Below are 22192 nucleotides of genomic sequence, written 5' to 3'. Positions count from 1 at the left end.
GAAGAATTGAAAAAGAAAATCGAAAAATATATCGATTATTATAACAATGTGCGAATAAAACAAAAACTGGCTGGTATGAGTCCAGTTGAATATCGAATTCATACCAGCCAATTAATTGCATAATGAAGAACTCTAACTTTAAGGGGTCACTACCTACTGACATCCTTTTCATATTTCATAATTAATGTACTTTCTGGTTCTTCAATCGATTGAATAGACTTCCTATTGTTTCCTCTGAAGCTATGAATTAATTATGTTTCATTTTTTTAAAGAGATAAACAAATATTATAAAGGCAATGATCGCTAATATATATTTTAGGTGATAAGATGATTCCAATACTTGTTTAATAGAGTAGGCTTCAATGAAGATTCCTGGAAGCATTCCTAGGGAACTTGCCATAAAAAAGGTAAAAATACTTGTTTTACTAATGGCAGCTGTCAAATTAATTATACCAGATGGAATTAAGGGAATAATTCTCAAGACTAAAATAATGACAAAAGAGTCCCATCCTTGTGTATTCTGAAGTTTTATTAACCATTTATTTTTGTTTAATATTGTGGGATTTAAAGATTTAATCCCTTTTCGATATAACCAAAAGCTAAACACTGCTCCAACACACTCGCCGATGTAAGTGATCGCTAAACCAGTATGAAAGCCAAAAAAGGTGATATTTGTAGCAGTAATAAAAATACTTGGAATCACTCCCCCTATACATATGACAATGTTAATTATGATACTAACAAGAATTCCATAAGGGCCACTTGAAGTTATTAAATCTTCAAAGACACCAGTCATTGCTCACCCTCAGTACTCCATTTGTATCCGACTCCCCAAACAGTTTTTAGGTGCTCATCAACTGGGAAACCAACATGACGAAGCTTTTCTCTTACATTACGGATATGGGAATCGATTGTTCGATCTTCCACATCCGAATTATACTTCCATATAGTTGTAAGTAAATGGTCTCTGGTGAAAACTTTATTAGGGTTACTGATAAAGAGAGCTAATAAAGAATATTCCTTCGGTGTCAATGAAATACTTTGTTTTTCAAATGTGAACTCATAAGCTTCTTCGTTTAAAACTAATCCTTTAAATTTCAAAATGTCCTCTTTATCATTTTTCGTTCTTCGCATGACAGCTTCCATTCTTGCTAATAATTCTTTTTCATTAAAAGGCTTTGTAATATAATCGTCCGCACCGATTTTTAATCCTTTAACTACTTCCTCTTTGTCATCACGGGCTGTAAGCATGATAATAGGTATATCTGATGTTTCACGGATTTTTGCACAAGTTTGCCACCCATCCAAATCAGGCATCATAATATCTAAGATAACTAGATCTGCTCGTTCATTTTCTAAAAACTCGGTAGCGTCTTTTCCAGATTGTTTTTTAACACATTTGTAGCCGTGAGGGGTGATATATAATTCTAATAAGTCAAGCATTCTTTTCTCATCATCCACTAGTAAAACAGTTCTCATTTTATTCCTCCTTCAAAACAAGTTTAAAACAGGTTCCTTGTCCAACTTTACTTTCAACGGAAATTTCTCCTCCATGTGCTTCTACTATTTCCTTAACAATAGCTAATCCTAAACCGAATCCTCCTGTCGCTCTTGAACGGGATTTATCTACTCGGTATAAACGATTAAATATATATGGTAAGTCCTCTTTTGGAATTCCTATTCCTTCATCTTCAATGGAAATGTGGATGCTATCGTTCTTTTTAAAAGCCTTTATTTGAGTTGTTGTATTTTCATTGGAATACTTAAGAGCATTATCTAAAAGGTTAAGAAAAACCTGATCAAATCGTATTGGGTCGATTGAAAAATAGAGGTTGTCTTCACAGTCTAACTTTAACTGGATTAGCTTTTCTTTAAACGCAGGTAAGACCCTTTCAATAATAGAATGTAAATATGAACAGATATGAACCCTTTTCCTATCGATGGAGAAAGCGTTCTGATCCAACCTTGCTAAGTCAAATAATTCCTTTACTAACTGTTCGAGATGTTTGGATTCTTCATGGATAATATTGAAATAATGTATCCGTTCCTTCTCCTCTTGCGATGGTCTTCTACCTATATCAGAGTAGCCTTTAATATAGGTTAATGGTGTCCTCAATTCATGAGATACACTAGCCAAAAATTCATTTCTTTCTTGTTTCAAATGATTCAGGTCATTAGCTAATGTTTGAATAGATCTTGATAACTCACCAATTTCATCTTTTGACATGTTGGGTAATGATACAGAAAAGTCACCTTTACTTAGTTTCTTTGTTGCTTCATTCATTGATATTAAAGGCTTTGTTAGAGCCCTTGATAAAAAGAAAACCGTAATTAACATAAAAAACAAGATGAGAAAAGAGGCTAATATAAAATGTTTGTTTAACTGTGAAATCAATGTTTGCACTTGATCGGTGCTTTTAAACATGTACACATACCCTTTTGTCCCATTTTCACCGGTAAAAGGTGATACAGTTGCTATATATTTTTCTCCTTTTAAATTTGACTGCAATATTTGTCCGTTTCTCGGTACTTTATGGATAGGTTGGTTTATTATTCTTTTTATGCTTGAATCAATAGAAACAGAAGATTCAATAATTTTCCCCTTGGAATTTTTAATTACTACCTCTGTATCTGTTTTGGACTCCATTAGGGCAATATGATGAAGGGTGGATGAGTCCGATGAAATTTCCAAAACGTCACGATGGCTATTGCCTCTTTCTTTTAGTGAATTGAGTTCTTGCATTGCACGAGACTCTATAACATGGCGATGTAAGTACATCATGGAAGTAGTTTCAATGATTAAAATACAGACAAAAAACCATAATCCTAATTTTAGAGAAATTTTCATAATGAGCTCCTGTTTATTTTTTTAGAAATATTTTATAGAAGAAATGTGCAGAAAATATGCATATGATCAACATTGTACATTTTAAAAACCGGTAATTTATTACTCTACAAAAAAGCATCGGATGTTCAGAAAGTATTAAGCCAAGTTTCTAAACCAGTGTCATGCTATTTATACTACTAATATTAATTTTCTATTATACAATCTGGCGAAGTTGTACATTCAAAAACACCGTGATTCTTCTCTTTTGCACACATAGAAACACCATTTTCTTTATCGTTTTGTATACAGCAGAGGAGCCATTGTTGAGATAGAATCCAATGTTGCAATGGTATTTTTTATAAAATTCTATGAACAAGTTATGTATAAAATCAATATAAGGGGATCTTTCCACAATCTTTTTAAGGTTTTCCAATTGAAAATTCAGGATTAATAGAAGTTATGACGATTTTAAATAAACGTTTGATTAGTGTAAAAAAGGCGTGAAATGGGTAGAAAGATGAATGTTTAAAAGAAATAAATCATATTTTGCGGAATGGTGGACTTTTTCCTGGGAAATTCACATGCAATTTTCGACAAACTTTTATAAGGATTGGAAAGGGAAATACTATTTTCTAAGCAAAATTATATGTTGTAAACAAACGATTGATTAGTACCATCTTTTCTGAATATAGCTGGAAAGATGTCGATTCGTGTATATTTTAGATCTTCTTATACTAAAAGTTTTTTTCGGAATTGGAGGGGGAATGTTTTTCTATGTTTAATGTTGGCAGCTTTTTTAATCAATCGTTTGATGGAAAGAGAAATAAGAGGAGATTGGGAGAGGTTTGAAAGATAAACGTTTTGAAAATCGAAGAATTGTAATTTGCGTTTATATTAATCAAACAACTAGACTGATCTAGCGTGGAATCAGTCTTTGTTTTTTTCAATATTTCCCTACCCCAATTCTCTTTCTCAAATGAGTGTATGGTCTCAACTAATGAAAAAACTTATATTAAAGATTAAATAATACGAGCAAGGTAATAATAAAAAAAATTGACTAGACATCTTTTCTATCATTTTGACAGAACACAGAATATAGAAAGAAATGGGATTTTCAGTCACAATAATCTTATTTTCTCCAAATTCATTAAACATTAAGGGAAAAACTCTTAAACAATATAGAACAGAAAAAATGGTGTAGATAGGGATATTGGAGAACAACTTAATTACAAAAAGTAATAATGAGCAGAACGATCCAAGAGCTATAAGGGGTAATGGAGATTTGTATGGAGGGAGAATTTTTGGCGGGGTAAAAATAATCTAGGAATTTCTTAGTTCCTTTTTCATTTTTAAAAGAAGGTTCCGCTTCGAAGAGGAAAATATGGGTGTTTTGAAAACATTTACATGCCTTTTTACCCCAATTAGAATAAAGGTATCCGATGAAGAAATTTTGTTTCATTTCAATGGAAGAAGGTGATGATACCTGGTTATTAAATGTATACCTAATGATAGATTTTGAACCTTTTATTAATCCCTGATATACTAAACAGATTGTTATTTTTAAAAGAGGGTAATCCAATAACACAGGCGATATTGATTAGAAGGTGTCGATCGACAAATGCAAAACATTCAGCTGAATAGTAAGGAAATTAGAATTCTACAATACTTAAATAAAAATCAAAATGACTGCCTTTCGAGTCAGATGATTGGCAATCAAATGGATATTTCCGATAAAACTGCTCGTAAATATATAAATCATTTAAAAGAGGTTGTAGAGAAACACGGTGCAGTCATTGAGATGAAGAAAGGTCATGGGTATTCATTAACAATAAAAAATAACAATCTATTTTATCAGTTTCTAGAACAAATCAGCGATAAACATACGAGTATGTCAAATGTTTATTTCTTAACTGAAAATGCGGATCGCGAACGATTTATATTAAATAAATTGTTAATTGAAAATAAAACAATCACCATTAGTGAACTTGCTTCTGAGATGTTTGTTAGTAAATCAACGGTTACGAAAGTACTTTTAAAAATAAAAGATAGACTTCATCATTATAATCTCGAAATTGACTATAATGCAGACGGAGAATTAGTCATACACGGTTCAGAATTAGAGAAACGGCGCTTTATTTTAAATTATTTCTTTTCTCGGGAGTCGTTTGATAAATTTATGGATTTTGAACCAATAAATTATAAAAATAAAGGGTTTACCGTTGAGACTTTGTTTATCATTGTTCTGGAAGAGTGCCGAAAATATAAGATTCAAATTTCAGACTACCTTTTACAAAATCTTGTTCTCCATTTGGCATTAGCAATTAAGCGGATTGATGATGGGTATACAATTCAAGATTTTCCAATCGACCCAGAGCTTGATTTTGATAAAGAATTATTTGTTGCCGACAAAATTGTTCAACGAATTGAAAATACGATTGCAATCCAATTTCCAGTAAATGAGGCCAATTATATCGCATTGCACCTCAAGTCAAAAGCAAATCAGCCAATCAAAAGCGTTGAAATGGCTACTGACATGGTGCCGTTACAAGAACAATTATTGGCTGTCACTATGGAACTGAAAGAAAAAGAAGGCGTGAAATTAAAGGTCGATCAAAAATTAATTTTGGGGCTAAAAACACATTTCAAACCTTTACTAACTAGACTGCAAATGGGCATTGAGCACAAAAATCCACTACTTGAAGAAATCAAGAGCGACTATGCTAGGATATTTGATTTAACAAAAAAATACTTTGCCAAAATGCCTGTATTATCCCCATATGAAGTCGATGATCATGAATGGGCCTATATTGTGTTACACATTCTTGCCGCAATGGAGCGATATAAGCGAAACCATAAACTAAATGTTATAGTTGTTTGTTCTACTGGATTGGGCAGCGCACAAATGTTGAAGAATCGGTTGGAAAATGAGTTTATGGGCTATATCCATATTGTTGATGTAATTAGCTATTACCAATTAACAGATCAACATTTGGAAGGTATCGATTTGATTATTTCAACGATCGATATATCGGTTAGCTTTTTTAATGTACCGGTCATTAATGTGAGTGTTTTTTTAAACCATAAAGATATTCAAGCAATCAGTAAATATATTGATAAAAATAAATTGAAAGACGTAGAGGCTATCCAACTGTGTACTCCCGCTGTGGAAATGGAAAAGCGATTTGATAAGTTTTTCCATCCTGATCGGTTTATGGTTTTTATTGATAAAGTCAAACGGGAACATATTTTGGAAAAGATGATTCGTGCGTTAACAGATTGTAATTCAAGTGAGTTTATTGATGACATGCTCAAAAAAATGGAAATCCGAGAGACTTTTGGGTCAATTGTATTTGCTAAAGAAGTAGCGTTTCCTCATCCAGTCAAACCAATTGGTGTAAATAGTGAAATCGTTGTCAGTGTGATACCAGATGGTGTGGAGTGGGATAAAGACCATTCACAGATTAAGTTAATTATATTGATGTCACCATCAAAAGTAGAAAATGAGGGTCTTAACATGATACTTAGTGCTCTTGCTACTTTTATCGAAGATGATGAATTGAAGCAACAATTATTTCAAAATCCTGATTATGAGGTTTTCAAAAATTTATTAATGTCAGTGGTTAAAACAAATCTATGAAATTAGTTTATTTTCCCCGGACGATCGTTTTTGAGCAATATGTGCAGAAAAGATTTTCAGATTAACCCGACTTGTGGATATTTGGTGCCAATTTTATTCGGAATATTGCGATATTATTTGCACCCCTCAAACAATGATTCAAAAAGATAAGGTTTAAAAATAAAAAGAAAAGGAAGATTACAATGTCGTCAGGTGTGTTTGATAAATTAATCAACTCACTAAATAAAGTTGCTGAAAAAGTAAACAGCATTAAGTATATCATTGCCATTAAAAATACCTTTGCTGCATTACTCCCAGTAATTATTACGGGTGCTTTCGCAACACTGTTTTCATCGGTTGTATTCGATGCAGAAAATGGGTTAGCTCAAATTTCTGCTTTAAGTTTTTTAGAAAAATTTAAACCGATTTCAAGTACAATTAGCTATTTTACATTAAATTTTTTAACCATTTATGCTGTGTTCCTATTAGGGATCGAGGTTGCCAAACTCAATAATATCAAAGGGGTCTTCCCGGGTATTATTGCTGTAATGTCCTATTTAACGGTAAATCCAACATTCTTTAATTTAACCCAAGATGATGGTTCCAGCATCATTGTTCAAAATGTATTGGCAAAACAGTATACCGATACCAAAGGTTTATTCCTTGGTATTATTGTAGCAATTCTTTCAATCGAATTGTATCACTGGTTAAGTAAACAAGATAAATTAAAGATTAAATTACCTGATTCTGTACCGGCAACTGTTTCTAATAGTTTCTCATCATTAATACCTACCATTTTTACTGTTGCTATCATTGCCACTGCTGGTTTTGCTATTGAAGCTTTAACAGGTATGTATGCTTTTGACATTATTTATTCCCTTGTACAAAAACCTTTAGAAGGGCTTATCCAAGGGTTACCTGGCGTACTAACCCTCATGTTAATTGCTCAAGTCTTTTGGGTAATTGGTATTCATGGTATGCAAATGGTAAAACCAATTCGTGAACCTTTATTACTTTCGGCTATTGCTGTAAATACGGCAGCATTCCAAGCGGGAGAAGAAGTTCCAAATATTATTAACATGCCTTTTTGGGATATTTATATGACATTTGGTGGGTCGGGTGCGACCTTGGGTTTATTAATTGCTATTTTCATAGTAGGAAAACGAGAAGATTATCGACAAATTGCGAAATTATCGTTTGTCCCGGGGATTTTTAACATTAATGAGCCATTGATTTACGGCTTGCCAATTATGCTAAATCCGATTCTTGCAATTCCTTTCATTATTACGCCGTTAATAACGGGAACGATTGGATATTTTTCAACATTAATTGGTTTTGCTGGGAAAGCTGTCGTCATGGTTCCTTGGCCAGTTCCACCAGTTCTAAACGCATTTATTGCAACAGCTGGAAGTATCGGTGCTGTTATCACACAAATTGTTTGTATTCTTGTATCCATATTAATTTATATCCCATTTGTAAAAATCGCTGATCGAAGCGCTAGAGAGAAAATTGATAGCGAAGCTGCATAATTGGATTTTTCTACACTAATACGACACAGATTTTATTAAATAACCAATGAAAAGGAGATATTGATATGAGCAAAATTAACATTATTTTAGTATGTTCTGCAGGTATGAGTACTAGTATGATCGTTTCAAATATGAAAAAAGTGGTGGCCCAAAAAAATATGGATGTTTATATTGAGGCAATCCCATCGACGGAAGCAGAAAATTATATGGAGACGAACGATGTTGATGTTCTCCTTCTCGGACCTCAAGTTCGCTATTTAGAAAATAGACTTAAGGAATCTACAAAAGATACAGGTATCCGTGTCGATGTGATTAACCCTCAACACTATGGAACATTGAATGGCGAAAAAATTTTACAACAGGCACTAGACTTAATTAAAGAAAAAATAGGTGAATAGATATGGAGTCAAATATTGAAATCATTATGTCATTGATTATGAATGCAGGAAATTCTAAAAGTTACTCTATGGAGGCTATCAAAGCTGCCAAAGAAAATGATTTTTCTTTGGCAGCAGAAAAATTAAAAGAAGCAGAAACAGCTATAAATGCAGCACATAGTACCCAAACTTCTTTGTTAACAAAAGAGGCAAATGGTGAAAAAACAGAAATAAGTTTATTGCTAATTCATGGTCAAGACCATTTAATGAACGCAATAACCTTTCTTGATATGGCTAAAGAATTTGTTACATTATACGAAAAAGTGAGTGGCTTTTCAATAAATGTAAATGAAGGAAATTAAAAAAGTTATATTTTAAACGGAATTTGTTGAAAGGTGATTATATATGATTCATAAAGAGTTCTTATGGGGTGGTGCTTCAGCTGCCAATCAGATAGAAGGAGCGTATTTAGAGGGAAATAAAGGATTATCGAATATTGATCTTCTTCCTTATGGCGAATATCGATTACCTATCGCTAGAGGAGAACGGAAATATTCTGATGTACCGGAGGGGTTGTACTATCCGTCCCATGAAGCGATTGATTTTTATCATCATTACAAAGAAGATATTGCTTTGCTAGCCGAAATGGGATTCAAATGTTTTCGTTTTTCCATTGCCTGGTCTAGAATTTTCCCGACTGGATTGGAAGAAAAACCGAATGAAGAAGGGCTTCTGTTTTATGAAAATGTGATAAATGAATTATTAAGATATAATATCGAACCAATTGTAACGATCTGTCATTTTAATGTGCCTAAAGGGTTAATGGATGAATTTGGCTCATGGAAGAGTCGCCAAATGATTGATAGGTATGAGAAATATGCAGTTACACTGTTTAATCGTTTTAAAGGAAAAGTGAAATACTGGATTTCCTTTAATGAAATCAATATGTTACTACACAAACCGTTTACTGCTGCCGGTGTATCCATTGATGAGAATGAAAAACGTAACCAGGTGATTTTTACAGCGGCACACCATATGCTCGTTGCGAGTGCGTTAGCGACTAAACGTTTACGAGAGATTGATCCTGACGCTCAAATGGGCTGTATGTTAGCTGCAGGAGAATATTATCCATATAGCTGTGATCCAGAAGATGTTCGGGTGGCGCAAATGGCCAATCAAGAAACTTTCTTCTTTATTGATGTTCAAGCTCGAGGGGAGTATCCTCGCTGGGTAATAAAAAAATTTGAAAGAGAAAATATTCATCTTAATGTGACGGATGAAGAAATACAATTATTAAAAGAGAATACGGTTGATTATATTTCCTTTAGCTATTATGCTTCCAGAACTTCTAAGGCAAATACGGAAGGTGTGGATACGAATACGGGGAATGCGGCTGGTGGTGTCGTAAACCCACATCTATCCCGCTCAGAATGGGGCTGGATGATTGATCCAATGGGTTTTCGTATAACGATCAACTCCATTTGGGATCGATATCAAAAACCATTATTTATTGTTGAAAATGGGTTAGGGGCAAGAGACAAGGTTGAAGTGGATGGGAAAATTCATGACCAATACCGAATCGCTTATTTAAGTGCACATATTAGAGCATTCAAGGAGGCAATAGAAGAAGATGGGATTCCGATTTTAGGTTATACTTTATGGTCTGCTATTGATCTTGTTTCCTCTTCTGAAGGTCAAATGGAAAAACGTTACGGTCTTATTTATGTTGACAAAGATGATCAAGGCAATGGGTCTTTAAGACGAATGAAAAAAGATTCCTTCTATTGGTATAAGAAGGTTATTGAAACAAATGGAGAAGATCTGGATCCGGATAATTTCCATAAAAGTAAGTAAAACTTGATAATTTTCGCCAAACGCTACAAGTATGATAATCGGTTCGGTTATAATTCAATTTATCATTTTCCAATCATGCATGGCTTTATGTATTGCATTATCGTGCTCCGATTAAGTTTAATAATCTATTATGTTATTAAATTTTAGAATAGGGGGCATAAATTGATGGTTAAATATGAAGATTTTCACTTGCATGTTGGATACTATAATGATAGTCATGATTTGGAAGGTATTTTTTATAAAGAGAAGAATAAACCAAAATGGTACCTATATTTTGATGCGGATGGATATGATATACAATTGAAAAAGGAATATAAAAAAGAAGAGAATTTTGGTTATCTTGTAGGAATATATGACATAGAAGAAATTGATCAAACACAAGGGGATGAGTTCTTCAAAAATTTTTTAATGGAAGAATCAATTATTAAGTAAGGATACTTTAAGCAGTAAATGCGACTTGTCTCTATAAAATAAAGTTGCTAATTAAAAATTATGTTCCCAATCCGAAGGTTTTTCCGGTCCACTTCCGGCAGGCCTTCGTTTTTTTTATACCTGGTGAGGTTCCAAGCGTAATACAGTCCATTTTTTAATGAAACTACTATCTATATCAGAGAATTTTTACTCCGTATTCCTTAATCTGTAGGCACTGTCGCTGATGTTCCTAAAATGGGGTGTGCCGATTCAGTCCGTCCCTTTTTTAGAATAAAATCCATAAAATCACTTGGGTTGCACTGTCTTGTGGAGAATGTATATATCATATGGCCATATCGTATATTTTCTATAATTCTTGCCTTGCGAAAATGGCTAAATTTTATTACTTATGCAAGTTTTGAAGCTTCCCGTCGTTTAAAAACGGATGCGACTTTACTGTTTAGAGATTTGCATCCGTTTTTCAATAAGTGCTTCTGGAAAGATATTAGCTAGCAGGATTTTTATAGTTTTCCTTTTATTGGCGTGGTGCAAATAACATGACCGCAACACCTATTAAACATATGACTGTACCTACCCAATCGTAGATGTCGGGTGTTTTTTTATCGATACCCCATCCCCATAAAACAGAGAGAACAATAAATATTCCACCATAGGCAGCGTAAACTCGTCCAAAGGATGGAAAGGTTTGAAACGTAGCAATAACACCGTATAGTGCTAATGCAATTCCTCCAGCTATTCCCCAATAATATGGCTTACCTTCTCTTAACCACAACCAAATCAAATAACCTCCACCTATTTCAGCTAATCCTGCGAGTAAAAACAAAATGATTGCATGGATAATTGAAACCACTTTCTAAAAATAGTAGTATTTAGAACAAATTATAACATCTCCATATAATATTTCATGAAGCCGTTATGGATTAGTAGCCAAATACTTCATGTAATTGAATGGGGTTACTAAGTATATTTTATACCAATTGATTGTTTAATCTATGAAGGAATAACGATAGAGTACATTACTAAGGCAATTTTCATAAAACGAAGTAATTTTGGAGGTATAAAATGAAACCGAGAATTTCCGTTATAACATTAGGTGTAGATGACTTGGAAAAGTCTTTAAAATTTTATCGGGATGGGCTTGGATTACCGACAGAAGGTATTGTAGGACAAGAATTTGAACATGGTGCAGTTGCATTTTTTGATTTACAATCCGGTTTAAAACTTGCAATTTGGAAAAGAGAAGATATTGCACATGACACACACTTAAAAAAGACACCAATAAGTCCAACCGAATTTACGATTGGTCATAATGTTGAGAGTAAAGACGAAGTTGATAAAGTAATGGAACAAGCAAGGAAGGCTGGTGCGGTGATTACAGTTCCAGCACATGATACATTTTGGGGAGGATATTCTGGATATTTTCAAGATCCAGACGGACATTTGTGGGAAGTTGTTTGGAATCCAGCTTGGGAATTTCCGAAATAAGATAATATCTAATATCCTTTTTACATAATATTGCAATAATACAACAATAAGATTAGAGCGTTCTCTATCATAAAGGAGATTTTAAAAAGGTTTGAAAATAGATTTTGAAAGGATCGTATCCCTTCTGTTTAGACAGTAAAAAATCACTGTTAAATAGGAGGGGTTATTTAACCTAATAAGGAACAAAAATTCATAAATTATGTAGAGGAGTTTTAAATGTAGGACGGTTATTAAGTATTTAGATTCTTTTTCTCTTGAAATTTTCAAAATTACTTCTTCATTAAAAAATAACAGTTATCAATTTCTATTTTGAATAAACCTTTTTGAAAATACCCCTGTTGTTAGTACTATACTTAATAAGTTATTTAAAGTACCACCATTTCTTTGTTCTGCATTTCCCTATATCTTAAAAATTAGAATTAAAATGTGGGGGCATCAGTTTGAACGATTTTATATCTAGAGATATAGAATATGTATGATATTTACAGCTTGGTTCTGGATTATGCAACTTTAAATAATGGTATGGAGGAATAAACATGGATCAACATACTTACATGCTCATCATGATGATATCTTTTATAATACTTGGCATATTTAAACTGATTCGTCGAAACATTGGTTGGCAGCCATTAAATCAAGGACTTATGTTGTTTAGAATTGTATTGTTTTTTAGCATTGGTCTAATCTTTCTTGTTGAGGGGATTTTTCACCCGATTAGCTTCATTTCTGATGTTGTGGGAATAATTTTAGGAAGTATCCTAGCTTTTTATAGTGTCTCGGTAACACATTTTGAACAACGTGAAAAACGCCTGTATTACCGTCCGAACATTTGGATTGGCAGTATCGTTACATTGATATTTCTTGTTCGTTTTATTTATCGATTTTATGGTATTTTTACCGGGGGAGCCCTCGATTTAGTACAACAAAAGCAGGCTAATGGAATCCAGAATTTTAGTTCTGCTTTAGGGAATTCTTGGACTGCTGGTCTAATGTTAATTATGTTCGCTTATTATAGTATTTATTATTTTTTATTGTTAAAGAAACAAAGGGAAACTTCTAAAAATGCATGAACGGTTAAGGAGTTTAAAGGAAAGCCAGTCTCATTCGAGACTGCTTTCTCTTTAAGCTCTTAAAATTTATATAACAGCAAACGTATCATGTTTCTGAAGCTTGGTATCATAGCCATAACATAATATAGGAAACGGGTTTTAAGCGGAAGTTTATGCACATATTTAGATTTGAATATAGATAAGTTAGCAACTCTGTTCCATTTGGAATCTAATTTATCTACATCATTTATGTGATCCACGGTCCATTTGTGCACAGCTCCAGTTGTTTCTTTTAGCCTATCTTTTCCGGAATGGACAGCAAATGAGCTCATCACATCGAAGGCAATCTGCCCTTGTGGAAAATAGTTTATTAGTCGGTTTAGTAGCATTTTAACTTCATCCTGACTAAGGTACTCTAAAATCCCTTCGGCAATAATCATTGTCGGACGGTTATTCGAGATTTTCTCTAACCAGTTTGGATCCGTAACTGAAGAAGGGATCATCTCGTAGCCTTTTTGATTGGAAAAAAAGGACTTACGCAAATCAATAACCTCGGGAAAGTCAACATCAAACCATTGAATAGTGGATGGCGGGTTGATTCTTACTATCCTTGTATCTAGACCACAGCCAAGATTAAGTACTATGGCGTCGGGCTATTTTTTGATAAACTCCTGCAACCATGTATCCAATTGTTTTGCTCTGATTACCATCATTTCGTTACCAAAATGACTGAGCTTTTCAAAGTCATAGTCAATCATTTGCAGAATATCTGCTGCCTTTTTATCATGAAGGATCGAATGTTTGGAAAAACTATCTTTGGCTTTTGCTTGTAAAGAAATCAGGAGTGTCTCCATTTCTTTTGTTAAATTGATTTTATGATTCTTCGTGAAATCCATAATATTGTCTCTCCTATAGTGCTTATTCCCTCATTTTATTCAACAGTATATTTACCTTATGAAGGGCATATTTTAAATCCAACTGTTCTTCAACATTTAACTTATTAATATTTTCACTAAACTTTTGATAGATCTTTCCCCATTTTCGATCTTGAATCTCTTTTCCTTTTGGTGTTAAAGAAACTAACACGGCTCGTTTATCTTTGCAATCTTGAGATTTGATGAGATAGCCTTCAGCTTCCAACTCTTTAATAACATTTGTCAGTTGCTGCTTAGCTACATTGAGACCATGGCTAATTTCTTTAAGTTTTAATGATCGATTCTGCATGTACATATATTCAATGACATGATTCTGCATATGGGTTAATTCTGTTGAATCTTTGTTTAATTCCCTAAAATTTTCAAAGACATTAGGTATTAAAGACATGTACTCTTTTGCTATTTCTTCAATCATGTAAATTTCCTTTCTTTTGTATAGTACATATAATATTACTTTTGTTTGATTTAATCGACATTATTATTTATATTTAGTAAATATTTATTTACTAATTACCACAGAATTTGTTCACTCCTTAAAAGTGATCTTTAGTGATCTCGCACTCCTCTTTCTTCTCGCAATGAGGAATCTTCATATAAATTTTGACTAACCAAAGACTTGGAAATGAATGACTTGAAACGATTATCAATGTTACCGAAAATGATCAACTATATTGTGTTTACCAATGATGATATAGGAAATGTTATTAGTGTAACCAGTACAGTAAACGCTTTAAGTAATACGGTTTACGAAATATGTAAGCTAATGTAAACTGTTTTCATATCTCATAGATATTTACATAATCGAAATTTACATGTTTATCATCCCAATACAGGGAAAAGTAAAAGGAGGAGTCTAATATGACAAACGGGGATAATCATAAGGAGTTGTCACTAGAACAACGTGAAGAATTATTAAGCGTTTTGAAAGCTCGATTTGAGAAGAATATGCACCGCCATGAAGGTCTCGCATGGGAAAAAGTCCAAGCAAAGCTGGATGCTAAGCCTGAAAAACTATGGTCACTCCACGAAATGGAAAGAACCGGAGGAGAACCAGATGTTGTGAGGTATGATCAAAATTCTGACGAATACATTTTTTATGATTGTTCAGCAGAAAGTCCTAGTGGCCGGCGAAGTGTTTGTTATGACAGGGAAGCACTAGAATCAAGGAAAAAGCATAAACCGGAAAATAGTGCTATGGATATGGCAGCATCTATGGGCATTGAGATTTTAACGGAAGAACAATATCAAGAACTGCAAAAACTTGGAAGTTTTGATAAGAAAACATCCAGCTGGGTAAAAACACCTGATAAAATTAGAAAGCTCGGAGGGGCGATTTTTTGTGATCGACGCTATGACACCGTCTTTGTATACCACAATGGAGCCGAATCTTACTATGCTGCAAGAGGTTTCCGCGGATCGCTTAGAGTCTGATTAAACACAGTTAATGTGAGAACAAATCTTTTATAACTTTTTTCTACGCTCGGGCACGATTCTGAAATAGGAATCGTGCCTTCCTATATGTGAAGAACAACGAATAGTATCAGTTCTTCTTATTATTCAATTAAAATTATACCTCTCAAAACTCGTATTCTAAATTTATATGAAGACATCTTCCTTACATATAGACCGTATCTTTTCTTGAGTTGCTTTCGCATATTTATCTAAATGAATTTTCCTCTGTAAGCAAATTAACGCCCCTTTACTCTATTTCATGTTAAAATCTAGTAAAAAGAGATAGAAAAAAAGATAAGGGAGAATATCGGATGAAATCTTACTTACTTAAGTTAGGGGTATTATCGATTATCTTATTCCTTGGTTGGTCAACAGAAAATGTTTCTGCTGCAGGAGTAACTTGGGCATCTAAATGCGAAGCCTTTGGTCAAATAAAACCAAATCAAAATCCTACTACTCAGCAAATTAATTGTTTACTGACGAACGCAGCATTAGAAGCTAATATTCCTCCAGAAGTTGTCAAGGCTATTGTTGCACAGGAAAGCGGTTGGAAACAATTTAAGGATGGAAAGCCTCTAGTGTCTTCGGACGGCGGGATTGGCATCATGCAAATTACGAATCAATTAAACTATGACCAAGAGAAATTGAAAACAGATATAACATACAATATCCAAGCAGGTGTAGAAATTCTACAGAAATTCTACCAGCGAAAGGACTTGCCGAAAATAAAGGGGGTAGGACCTGAAGTTATCGAAAATTGGTATTTTCCAGTAATGGCGTATAATGGAATCAAACCTGTAAACAGCCCGCTTTATAAAGATGGTAGCGGCAAAAATAAGGAAGCCTATCAAGAAAAAGTATTTTCGGTTATTGAAAAAGATAGCTTTTTAAGTGATACAAAGTTAGCAGAATTCCCATTTAGTAAGGAAGATTTCTTATATGATACTAACAGTGACGAAAATATTATTTTCAATAAACTGAAATATATCGTTACAGACCAGATGCATGCTTCTAACTACCATTTTCAAAAAGGAGAAAAGGTAGTTGTTACGAAGGATAATGCAAGATTACGAACAAATATTAAAACGACAACTGGTTCTCAATTACTAGCGAAGAATACGACTCTAATTATTGATGGGGAATTTATCTATGATCAGTATAATCTAGGTAACCAATTTGTCTGGTATCCGGTTACATCGGAGGATCGGAAGTTTGCAGGTTATATTTCGTCTGCTTATATCATGGAAAAATTAGAGGCACCTACTGTAAATCCAGTCAATGAACAGGATAAATTTGTAATCGGAAAAGCTCCTTTTTCCAATGTGTTGATTCAAATCCTGAATGGAAAATACTTGGTTGGAAGTGCGGAGTCTAATGCAGAAGGAGAATTCAAGGTAGCAATTCCTTCTCAAAAGGCAGGAGCTACTCTAACTATTACTTATAAAGATCATTTAAATAGGGTGAGTGAACCTGCAAGTATCAAGGTTCAGACACATATCCTGAATGGCTGGGTCGATCGGGACGGGAAAAAATATCATTATACTTCGGGAGTATTAGATACTGGTTGGTTTAAGGAAGGGAACCGCTGGTACTATCTTGATGCGAATGGTGTTATGCAAAAGGGATGGATCCGCGATAAAGGCCTCTGGTACTATTTAAATGCTAATGGTGTCATGCAAACAGGTTGGATAAAAGATGGATCTAGTTGGTATTATCTTAGCAGCAGTGGAGCTATGAAAACCGGTTGGTTGAAAGAAGGATCCAGCTGGTATTATCTCAGCGGCAGTGGAGCTATGAAAACCGGCTGGATAAAAGATGGATCTAGTTGGTACTATCTTAGCAGCAGTGGAGCTATGAAAAACGGTTGGCTAAAAGAAGGATCCAGCTGGTATTATCTCAGTAGCAATGGTGCCATGCAGACAGGGTGGCAAAAAATTAACGGAAAGTGGTACTACTTCTATTCAAACGGAGTTATGGCACATAATACATGGATTGGAAAATATAGATTAGGACCTAGTGGAGCCATGTTGTAGGTAGGTTATGATTTTGGCCAGCTTCTTTTAATAAAGAAGTTGGCTTTTTATATTTTGGTTTAATAATAACTAACCATTTACAAAATTTAGTAAAATTTTCGTGTTAAAAGTTTTTTCAAATGGGAGTTAAAGCATGTTATTTAACGATATTGTACTGCTAATATTTTTAATTGGAATGTATCCATTCTGGAATAAAAAATACACAGAAAAGTAATTGGCGAGATAAAGCGGTCAATTTTTTATCCGAGAATAAAAACTGTTCACATTTTTTCGTCTCTTTATAGTTCAAAAGTACTTAAATTATGTCAACAATCATTGTGACAAAATGCATTTTTGTATAAATTGATAGCCTCCTGCAAACGCTTTAATATAAACTTGTAAAGTTTAATCGATTTGAAAGGAGTACGTATCGATGAATACTTCTGATAATGATAGATCTAATGTTAAAGTTAAGATTCAGAGATTCGGAAGTTATTTGAGCGGTATGGTAATGCCAAATATCGGTGCTTTTATTGCATGGGGGCTTATCACCGCTTTGTTTATTCCTACCGGCTGGTTGCCAAATGAAGATCTTGCTAAATTAGTCGGCCCAATGATCACTTATTTATTGCCTCTATTAATTGGATATACAGGGGGCAAAATGATTCATGATGTTCGTGGTGGTGTCGTTGGTGCAACAGCTACGATGGGTGTGATTGTCGGAACCGATATCCCGATGTTCCTAGGGGCCATGATTATGGGACCAATCGGGGGCTATGTGATCAAAAAATTTGATCAATTGGTTCAAGGGAAAGTAAAATCTGGATTTGAAATGTTAGTTAATAACTTTTCTGCTGGAATCCTGGGTGGAATTTTAACACTACTTGCTTTTAAAGGTGTTGGCCCTGTAGTAGAAGCAGTAAGTAAGACATTAGCAAAAGGTGTTGAAATCATTGTTGATGCAAACCTGCTTCCATTGGCCAATATTTTAATAGAACCAGCAAAAGTTCTTTTCTTAAATAATGCAATTAACCATGGAATATTAAGTCCATTAGGAATTGATCAAGCTGCAAAAGCTGGAAAATCTATACTTTTCTTATTAGAGACAAACCCTGGTCCTGGATTAGGTATTTTACTTGCTTATTGCTTATTTGGCAGGGGAACAGCGAAACAAACTGCTCCTGGTGCGGCTATTATTCACTTCCTTGGTGGTATTCATGAAATTTACTTCCCGTATATTTTAATGAAACCAGTACTCATTTTGGCAGCTATCGCTGGTGGTGTAAGTGGTGTATTCACTTTTAATCTTTTCAATGCGGGCCTTGTTGCAGCTCCATCACCAGGTAGTATTTTTGCTCTGCTTGCAATGACTCCAAAAGGTAACTATGTAGGAGTATTGGCAGGTGTACTAGTAGCAACAGTGGTTTCTTTTGCAGTAGCCTCTCTTATCTTAAAAACAAGTAAACAAACAGAAGAAGATTTATCAGCTGCGACAGCAAAAATGGAAGAAATGAAAGGGAAGAAAAGCTCTGTTTCTTCAGCCTTAACAGCTGAACCGGAAACTGTTAACCCTGATAAAGTGAACAAAATTGTGTTTGCTTGTGATGCAGGGATGGGGTCAAGTGCAATGGGGGCTTCTATCTTAAGAAACAAAGTACAAAAAGCTGGATTGGATATCACAGTTATTAATACAGCAATTAACAATCTTCCAGACGATGCCGATGTTGTTATTACTCATAAAGACTTAACAGATCGTGCAAAAGCAAAGCTTCCAAATGTCACACATATCTCAGTTGATAACTTCTTGAATAGTCCAAAGTATGATGAATTAATTAATTCTTTAAAAAAATAAATAAACGTTTTTTAAGTCCGGACTAATGTCCGGACTTTTTCCTTATTTAAAAATGGCAACAATCCAATTGACTAATTCAAATTTTCCTTAAGTTGTTTTAAGGATTAGAGAGGAATAATATTATAAGTGGCAGTATAAAATTAAAATTTTGGCAACATGATAAGAAAGGAAAATAGGAGTCAGAATTCCATTTTTCGGAGTGAGCGATATGTATATTTCTGCAAGGGAAAGGCAGATTCTCGATATTTTACTAACTGCCAATCAAGAAGTTACAGTAAAGGATCTCGCAGAACAAATAGGCGTAAGTGGTAGAACGGTTCACAGAGATTTAAAAAATGTAGAGGATATATTAAAGGAATATGGGCTTATCTTAAAAAAGAAATCAGGTGTTGGTATTCAAATTATGGGTGATAAAGCAAAAATTCGCGAACTGGAGTTGTTTTTATTTAATTTATCCCATGCAGAATATACACCTGAAGAGCGGCAAACGATCATTTTTTGCGAGCTGCTGGAATCGAATGGACCGGTAAAACTTCTTAGCCTTGCCAATGATTTAAATGTGACCATTGCAACAGTAAGTGCCGATTTAACGAAACTCGAAGATCGATTACACAGCTTTGGTTTAAAACTAATTAGAAGAAGAGGTTACGGTGTTGAAATTGAAGGGGACGAGAGTAGCAAAAGAAGTGCGATGAGCCATTTAATCTCCGCTTATGTGGACGAGTCTGAAATACTCTCCTTTGCTAGGGAACATATACAGAAACGTTCAACCCAGCACATTAACACCATCTCTGAAAGGCTATTAGGAATTGTAGAGAAAAATAAATTAATTATCGTTGAAAAAATTGTGGATTCCATTATTCAGGAATTGCCCTATTCAATGGCGGATAGTGCTTATATTGGTTTAGTTGTTCACTTGGCACTTGCTATTGAGCGTCTACAAAAAGGGGAAGGCATTGAAATTAACAAGGAATACTTGGAATACCAGCAGTCAACGAAAGAATACAAATTCGCCCAAAAAATTGCTAGGCAATTAGGCCAGGTTTTTGATATTAACATCCCTGAAGCAGAAGTTGCTTATATAACTATGCACTTAAAAGGTGCTAAACTCCGGTATGACAATGAAAATTTTATTGAAGATTCTAGTTTACAAGTTGCCATTAAAACAAAAAGTCTAATTGAAATGGTAGGTAAGCTTACAGGTACAGACTTATCAGACAACCGTCCGTTATTTGAGGGGCTTGTCGTACATTTAAAACCTGCCATCTATCGTATGAAACAAAAAATGGGGATTAGCAACCCATTATTAGACAAAATTAAACAAGATTATAAGGATTTATTTTTGATCGTAAAACAGGCAGCTGATGAAGTATTTAAAGATCTTAATGTGCCAGATGAGGAAATTGGCTATCTTGTGATGCATTTTGGTGCTGCATTGATGAGTGCAAAGGATTTTTCCAATCTGAAAACATTAATTATTTGTTCTAGTGGAATAGGTACTTCGAAGCTGCTTGCAACACGACTTCAAAGAGAATTCCCTGAGATTAAGGACATTCAAAATGTCTCTGTCATGGAATTTAAAAAAATGAATCCAAAGGATTATCAATTAATCCTATCCACCATTCCGATCCCTGGCTATGATTCGGACTATATCGTTGTCAGTCCTTTCTTAAACAAAGATGAAATTGATAAAATTCGTTTTTTTATCAATGAACACAAAATTATGAATGGATCCGAAAAAAATCTGTCTTTCGCTCGCAAACATCCTACAGAGAGAAAGTCTACCGATCAGTTAATTGTAGAAATGAAAAGTATAAAAGATTATGCAGATACGATAGCTACTATCTTAGAAGGATTTGAAGTGATTCATGCAGCTGATTCGGAAACTGTAACTGATATAATCCAGCAAACATGCTCAAGGTTAATGGAAAAACAATGGATTCAAAATGCCAATGAAGTCGCTGAGGCAATTTTTGAAAGAGAAAAACTAGGGGGATTAGGGATTCCTGAAACGTCAATGGCTCTTTACCATGCTAGGTCCGTACATGTCATAAAACCAACCTTTGTTATCAATTATACAGATTCGCCAATAAAAGTCATCGGTATGGACCAAAAAGATATGGAAATCAATGTTTTACTATTAATGCTCTCCCCTGTTCATACATCTGAAAAGTCATTAGAAGTATTAAGCTATTTAAGTTCCCTATTGATTGAGAGCCAAGAAACGATGGATACTTTTCAGTCACATGATTACAGCCGTATATCGGCTTTGCTTGCTGCAAAATTTGATCAATTTTTTAATGATAAAATAAAAGAACTAAGGAGTGTTTTGTAATGTCAAAAGCTATTTTTACAAAAGAAAATATTTTACTGAATGAATCTGTTGCTACAAAGGAAGAAGCAATTAAATTAGCAGGAAGCATTCTTGTTAAAAACGGGTATGTTGACGAAAGTTATATTGAAAAAATGTTAGAAAGAGAAGAGTTAACCTCCACTTATATGGGGAATTTTGTGGCTATTCCTCATGGTACAGAGGATTCCAAACAATTTGTGAAAGAATCAGGAATTTCTTTTGTACAAGTTCCAAGTGGTGTTGATTTTGGCGGAGGTAATATCGTAAAACTTTTAATCGGCATTGCAGGAAAAGGTGATGAGCATCTAGATATCCTTTCAAAAATTGCAATTGTATGTTCCGAAGAAGAAAATATCACCAAGTTGGTAGAAGCAAAATCCGCAGATGAAATTTTAGCGATCTTTGAAGGAGTAAACTAA

Annotated in this window: 21 protein-coding genes; 14 read left to right on the top strand and 7 right to left on the bottom strand. The window is 34.2% G+C overall.

What is annotated here, in order from left to right; translation table 11 throughout:
- Window positions 1-123, top strand: a 123-nt coding sequence (locus tag GZA11_RS10075; RefSeq protein ID WP_163182820.1) for an IS3 family transposase, incomplete at its 5' end; no start/stop codon positions are given.
- Window positions 124-247: 124 nt separating this feature from the next.
- Here GZA11_RS10075 and GZA11_RS10070 read toward each other — a convergent pair.
- From GZA11_RS10070 to GZA11_RS10060, 3 genes are read right to left on the bottom strand one after another with little or no spacing between them, the layout of a single operon-like run.
- The gene (locus GZA11_RS10070) at window positions 248-796 is read right to left on the bottom strand and encodes a TVP38/TMEM64 family protein (RefSeq protein ID WP_051968246.1); all 549 of its coding nucleotides are present in this window, start codon (window positions 794-796) and stop codon (window positions 248-250) included.
- Complete coding sequence (locus GZA11_RS10065) at window positions 793-1479, bottom strand: response regulator transcription factor (protein ID WP_163183681.1); 687 nt, start codon at window positions 1477-1479, stop codon at window positions 793-795. Before GZA11_RS10065 ends, GZA11_RS10070 begins: the two co-directional genes overlap by 4 nt.
- Window position 1480: 1 nt before the next feature.
- A complete protein-coding gene (locus GZA11_RS10060; RefSeq protein ID WP_269153375.1) occupies window positions 1481-2848 on the bottom strand; it encodes a sensor histidine kinase in 1368 nt (455 codons plus the stop codon).
- A gap of 1597 nt (window positions 2849-4445) precedes the next feature.
- On the opposite strand from GZA11_RS10060, the gene GZA11_RS10055 reads away from it, so the two are divergent.
- The 6 genes from GZA11_RS10055 to GZA11_RS10030 all read left to right on the top strand — a co-directional run bounded on the left by GZA11_RS10055 (window position 4446) and on the right by GZA11_RS10030 (window position 10635).
- Complete coding sequence (locus GZA11_RS10055) at window positions 4446-6464, top strand: BglG family transcription antiterminator (protein ID WP_163183680.1); 2019 nt, start codon at window positions 4446-4448, stop codon at window positions 6462-6464.
- Window positions 6465-6646: 182 nt separating this feature from the next.
- Window positions 6647-7972 (top strand): PTS sugar transporter subunit IIC, encoded by a 1326-nt coding sequence (locus GZA11_RS10050; RefSeq protein WP_038538646.1) that lies wholly within the window; start codon window positions 6647-6649, stop codon window positions 7970-7972.
- Between the two features lie 74 nt (window positions 7973-8046).
- A complete protein-coding gene (locus GZA11_RS10045; protein ID WP_328822042.1) occupies window positions 8047-8370 on the top strand; it encodes a PTS sugar transporter subunit IIB in 324 nt (107 codons plus the stop codon).
- A gap of 2 nt (window positions 8371-8372) precedes the next feature.
- Window positions 8373-8711, top strand: a complete 339-nt coding sequence (locus GZA11_RS10040) for a PTS lactose/cellobiose transporter subunit IIA (RefSeq protein ID WP_163183677.1) — start codon at window positions 8373-8375, stop codon at window positions 8709-8711.
- A 43-nt stretch (window positions 8712-8754) separates the two neighbouring features.
- Window positions 8755-10203 (top strand): 6-phospho-beta-glucosidase, encoded by a 1449-nt coding sequence (locus GZA11_RS10035; RefSeq protein ID WP_163183674.1) that lies wholly within the window; start codon window positions 8755-8757, stop codon window positions 10201-10203.
- A gap of 165 nt (window positions 10204-10368) precedes the next feature.
- Complete coding sequence (locus tag GZA11_RS10030) at window positions 10369-10635, top strand: DUF3986 family protein (RefSeq protein WP_038538657.1); 267 nt, start codon at window positions 10369-10371, stop codon at window positions 10633-10635.
- Window positions 10636-11149: 514 nt separating this feature from the next.
- Here the strand turns inward: GZA11_RS10030 and GZA11_RS10025 are convergent.
- Window positions 11150-11476, bottom strand: coding sequence for a YnfA family protein (locus tag GZA11_RS10025; RefSeq protein ID WP_163183682.1), 327 nt, complete (start codon window positions 11474-11476; stop codon window positions 11150-11152).
- A 221-nt stretch (window positions 11477-11697) separates the two neighbouring features.
- Here GZA11_RS10025 and GZA11_RS10020 point away from each other — a divergent pair, with 221 nt between their 5' ends.
- Together GZA11_RS10020 and GZA11_RS10015 are read left to right on the top strand one after the other, a co-directional pair.
- Complete coding sequence (locus GZA11_RS10020; RefSeq protein WP_163183672.1) at window positions 11698-12120, top strand: VOC family protein; 423 nt, start codon at window positions 11698-11700, stop codon at window positions 12118-12120.
- Between the two features lie 536 nt (window positions 12121-12656).
- Window positions 12657-13190 (top strand): hypothetical protein, encoded by a 534-nt coding sequence (locus tag GZA11_RS10015; RefSeq protein WP_163183670.1) that lies wholly within the window; start codon window positions 12657-12659, stop codon window positions 13188-13190.
- 59 nt (window positions 13191-13249) lie between these two features.
- Here GZA11_RS10015 and GZA11_RS16725 read toward each other — a convergent pair whose 3' ends face one another.
- Genes GZA11_RS16725 through GZA11_RS10005 form a run of 3 tightly spaced genes read right to left on the bottom strand, consistent with a single transcriptional unit; the run spans window position 13250 to window position 14519 of the window.
- Window positions 13250-13813 (bottom strand): class I SAM-dependent methyltransferase, encoded by a 564-nt coding sequence (locus tag GZA11_RS16725; RefSeq protein WP_268926767.1) that lies wholly within the window; start codon window positions 13811-13813, stop codon window positions 13250-13252.
- A gap of 9 nt (window positions 13814-13822) precedes the next feature.
- Window positions 13823-14065, bottom strand: a complete 243-nt coding sequence (locus GZA11_RS16720; protein ID WP_235924954.1) for a hypothetical protein — start codon at window positions 14063-14065, stop codon at window positions 13823-13825.
- 22 nt (window positions 14066-14087) lie between these two features.
- On the bottom strand, window positions 14088-14519 hold the full coding sequence (locus GZA11_RS10005; RefSeq protein WP_038538665.1) for a MarR family winged helix-turn-helix transcriptional regulator: 432 nt from the start codon (window positions 14517-14519) through the stop codon (window positions 14088-14090).
- Between the two features lie 443 nt (window positions 14520-14962).
- Here GZA11_RS10005 and GZA11_RS10000 point away from each other — a divergent pair, with 443 nt between their 5' ends.
- From GZA11_RS10000 to GZA11_RS09980, 5 genes are all read left to right on the top strand, one after another.
- Window positions 14963-15535, top strand: coding sequence for a DUF4256 domain-containing protein (locus GZA11_RS10000; protein ID WP_163183668.1), 573 nt, complete (start codon window positions 14963-14965; stop codon window positions 15533-15535).
- A gap of 332 nt (window positions 15536-15867) precedes the next feature.
- Entirely contained in the window at window positions 15868-17589 is a 1722-nt protein-coding gene (locus tag GZA11_RS16490; RefSeq protein WP_163183666.1) for a transglycosylase SLT domain-containing protein, read from the top strand.
- A gap of 412 nt (window positions 17590-18001) precedes the next feature.
- A complete protein-coding gene (locus GZA11_RS09990; protein ID WP_163183665.1) occupies window positions 18002-19420 on the top strand; it encodes a PTS mannitol transporter subunit IICB in 1419 nt (472 codons plus the stop codon).
- Between the two features lie 208 nt (window positions 19421-19628).
- A complete protein-coding gene (locus tag GZA11_RS09985; protein WP_163183663.1) occupies window positions 19629-21755 on the top strand; it encodes a BglG family transcription antiterminator in 2127 nt (708 codons plus the stop codon).
- A complete protein-coding gene (locus GZA11_RS09980) occupies window positions 21755-22192 on the top strand; it encodes a PTS sugar transporter subunit IIA (protein WP_038538676.1) in 438 nt (145 codons plus the stop codon). Before GZA11_RS09985 ends, GZA11_RS09980 begins: the two co-directional genes overlap by 1 nt.

It is taken from the genome of Neobacillus sedimentimangrovi (assembly GCF_010614825.1).
Classification (GTDB): Bacteria; Bacillota; Bacilli; order Bacillales; family Cytobacillaceae; genus Neobacillus; species Neobacillus thermocopriae.
Note: the sequence above shows the minus strand (reverse complement) of the source record. Positions and strands in the feature narration are given on the sequence as shown.

Excerpts from the sequence above, each read along its gene's own strand:
- GZA11_RS10070 (WP_051968246.1), bottom strand. The coding sequence starts at position 796 with ATGACTGGTGTCTTTGAAGATTTAATAACTTCAAGTGGCCCTTATGGA.
- GZA11_RS10065 (WP_163183681.1), bottom strand. The coding sequence starts at position 1,479 with ATGAGAACTGTTTTACTAGTGGATGATGAGAAAAGAATGCTTGACTTA.
- GZA11_RS10060 (WP_269153375.1), bottom strand. The coding sequence starts at position 2,848 with ATGAAAATTTCTCTAAAATTAGGATTATGGTTTTTTGTCTGTATTTTA.
- GZA11_RS10055 (WP_163183680.1), top strand. The coding sequence starts at position 4,446 with ATGCAAAACATTCAGCTGAATAGTAAGGAAATTAGAATTCTACAATAC.
- GZA11_RS10050 (WP_038538646.1), top strand. The coding sequence starts at position 6,647 with ATGTCGTCAGGTGTGTTTGATAAATTAATCAACTCACTAAATAAAGTT.
- GZA11_RS10040 (WP_163183677.1), top strand. The coding sequence starts at position 8,373 with ATGGAGTCAAATATTGAAATCATTATGTCATTGATTATGAATGCAGGA.
- GZA11_RS10035 (WP_163183674.1), top strand. The coding sequence starts at position 8,755 with ATGATTCATAAAGAGTTCTTATGGGGTGGTGCTTCAGCTGCCAATCAG.
- GZA11_RS10030 (WP_038538657.1), top strand. The coding sequence starts at position 10,369 with ATGGTTAAATATGAAGATTTTCACTTGCATGTTGGATACTATAATGAT.
- GZA11_RS10020 (WP_163183672.1), top strand. The coding sequence starts at position 11,698 with ATGAAACCGAGAATTTCCGTTATAACATTAGGTGTAGATGACTTGGAA.
- GZA11_RS10015 (WP_163183670.1), top strand. The coding sequence starts at position 12,657 with ATGGATCAACATACTTACATGCTCATCATGATGATATCTTTTATAATA.
- GZA11_RS16720 (WP_235924954.1), bottom strand. The coding sequence starts at position 14,065 with ATGGATTTCACGAAGAATCATAAAATCAATTTAACAAAAGAAATGGAG.
- GZA11_RS10005 (WP_038538665.1), bottom strand. The coding sequence starts at position 14,519 with ATGATTGAAGAAATAGCAAAAGAGTACATGTCTTTAATACCTAATGTC.
- GZA11_RS10000 (WP_163183668.1), top strand. The coding sequence starts at position 14,963 with ATGACAAACGGGGATAATCATAAGGAGTTGTCACTAGAACAACGTGAA.
- GZA11_RS16490 (WP_163183666.1), top strand. The coding sequence starts at position 15,868 with ATGAAATCTTACTTACTTAAGTTAGGGGTATTATCGATTATCTTATTC.
- GZA11_RS09990 (WP_163183665.1), top strand. The coding sequence starts at position 18,002 with ATGAATACTTCTGATAATGATAGATCTAATGTTAAAGTTAAGATTCAG.
- GZA11_RS09985 (WP_163183663.1), top strand. The coding sequence starts at position 19,629 with ATGTATATTTCTGCAAGGGAAAGGCAGATTCTCGATATTTTACTAACT.
- GZA11_RS09980 (WP_038538676.1), top strand. The coding sequence starts at position 21,755 with ATGTCAAAAGCTATTTTTACAAAAGAAAATATTTTACTGAATGAATCT.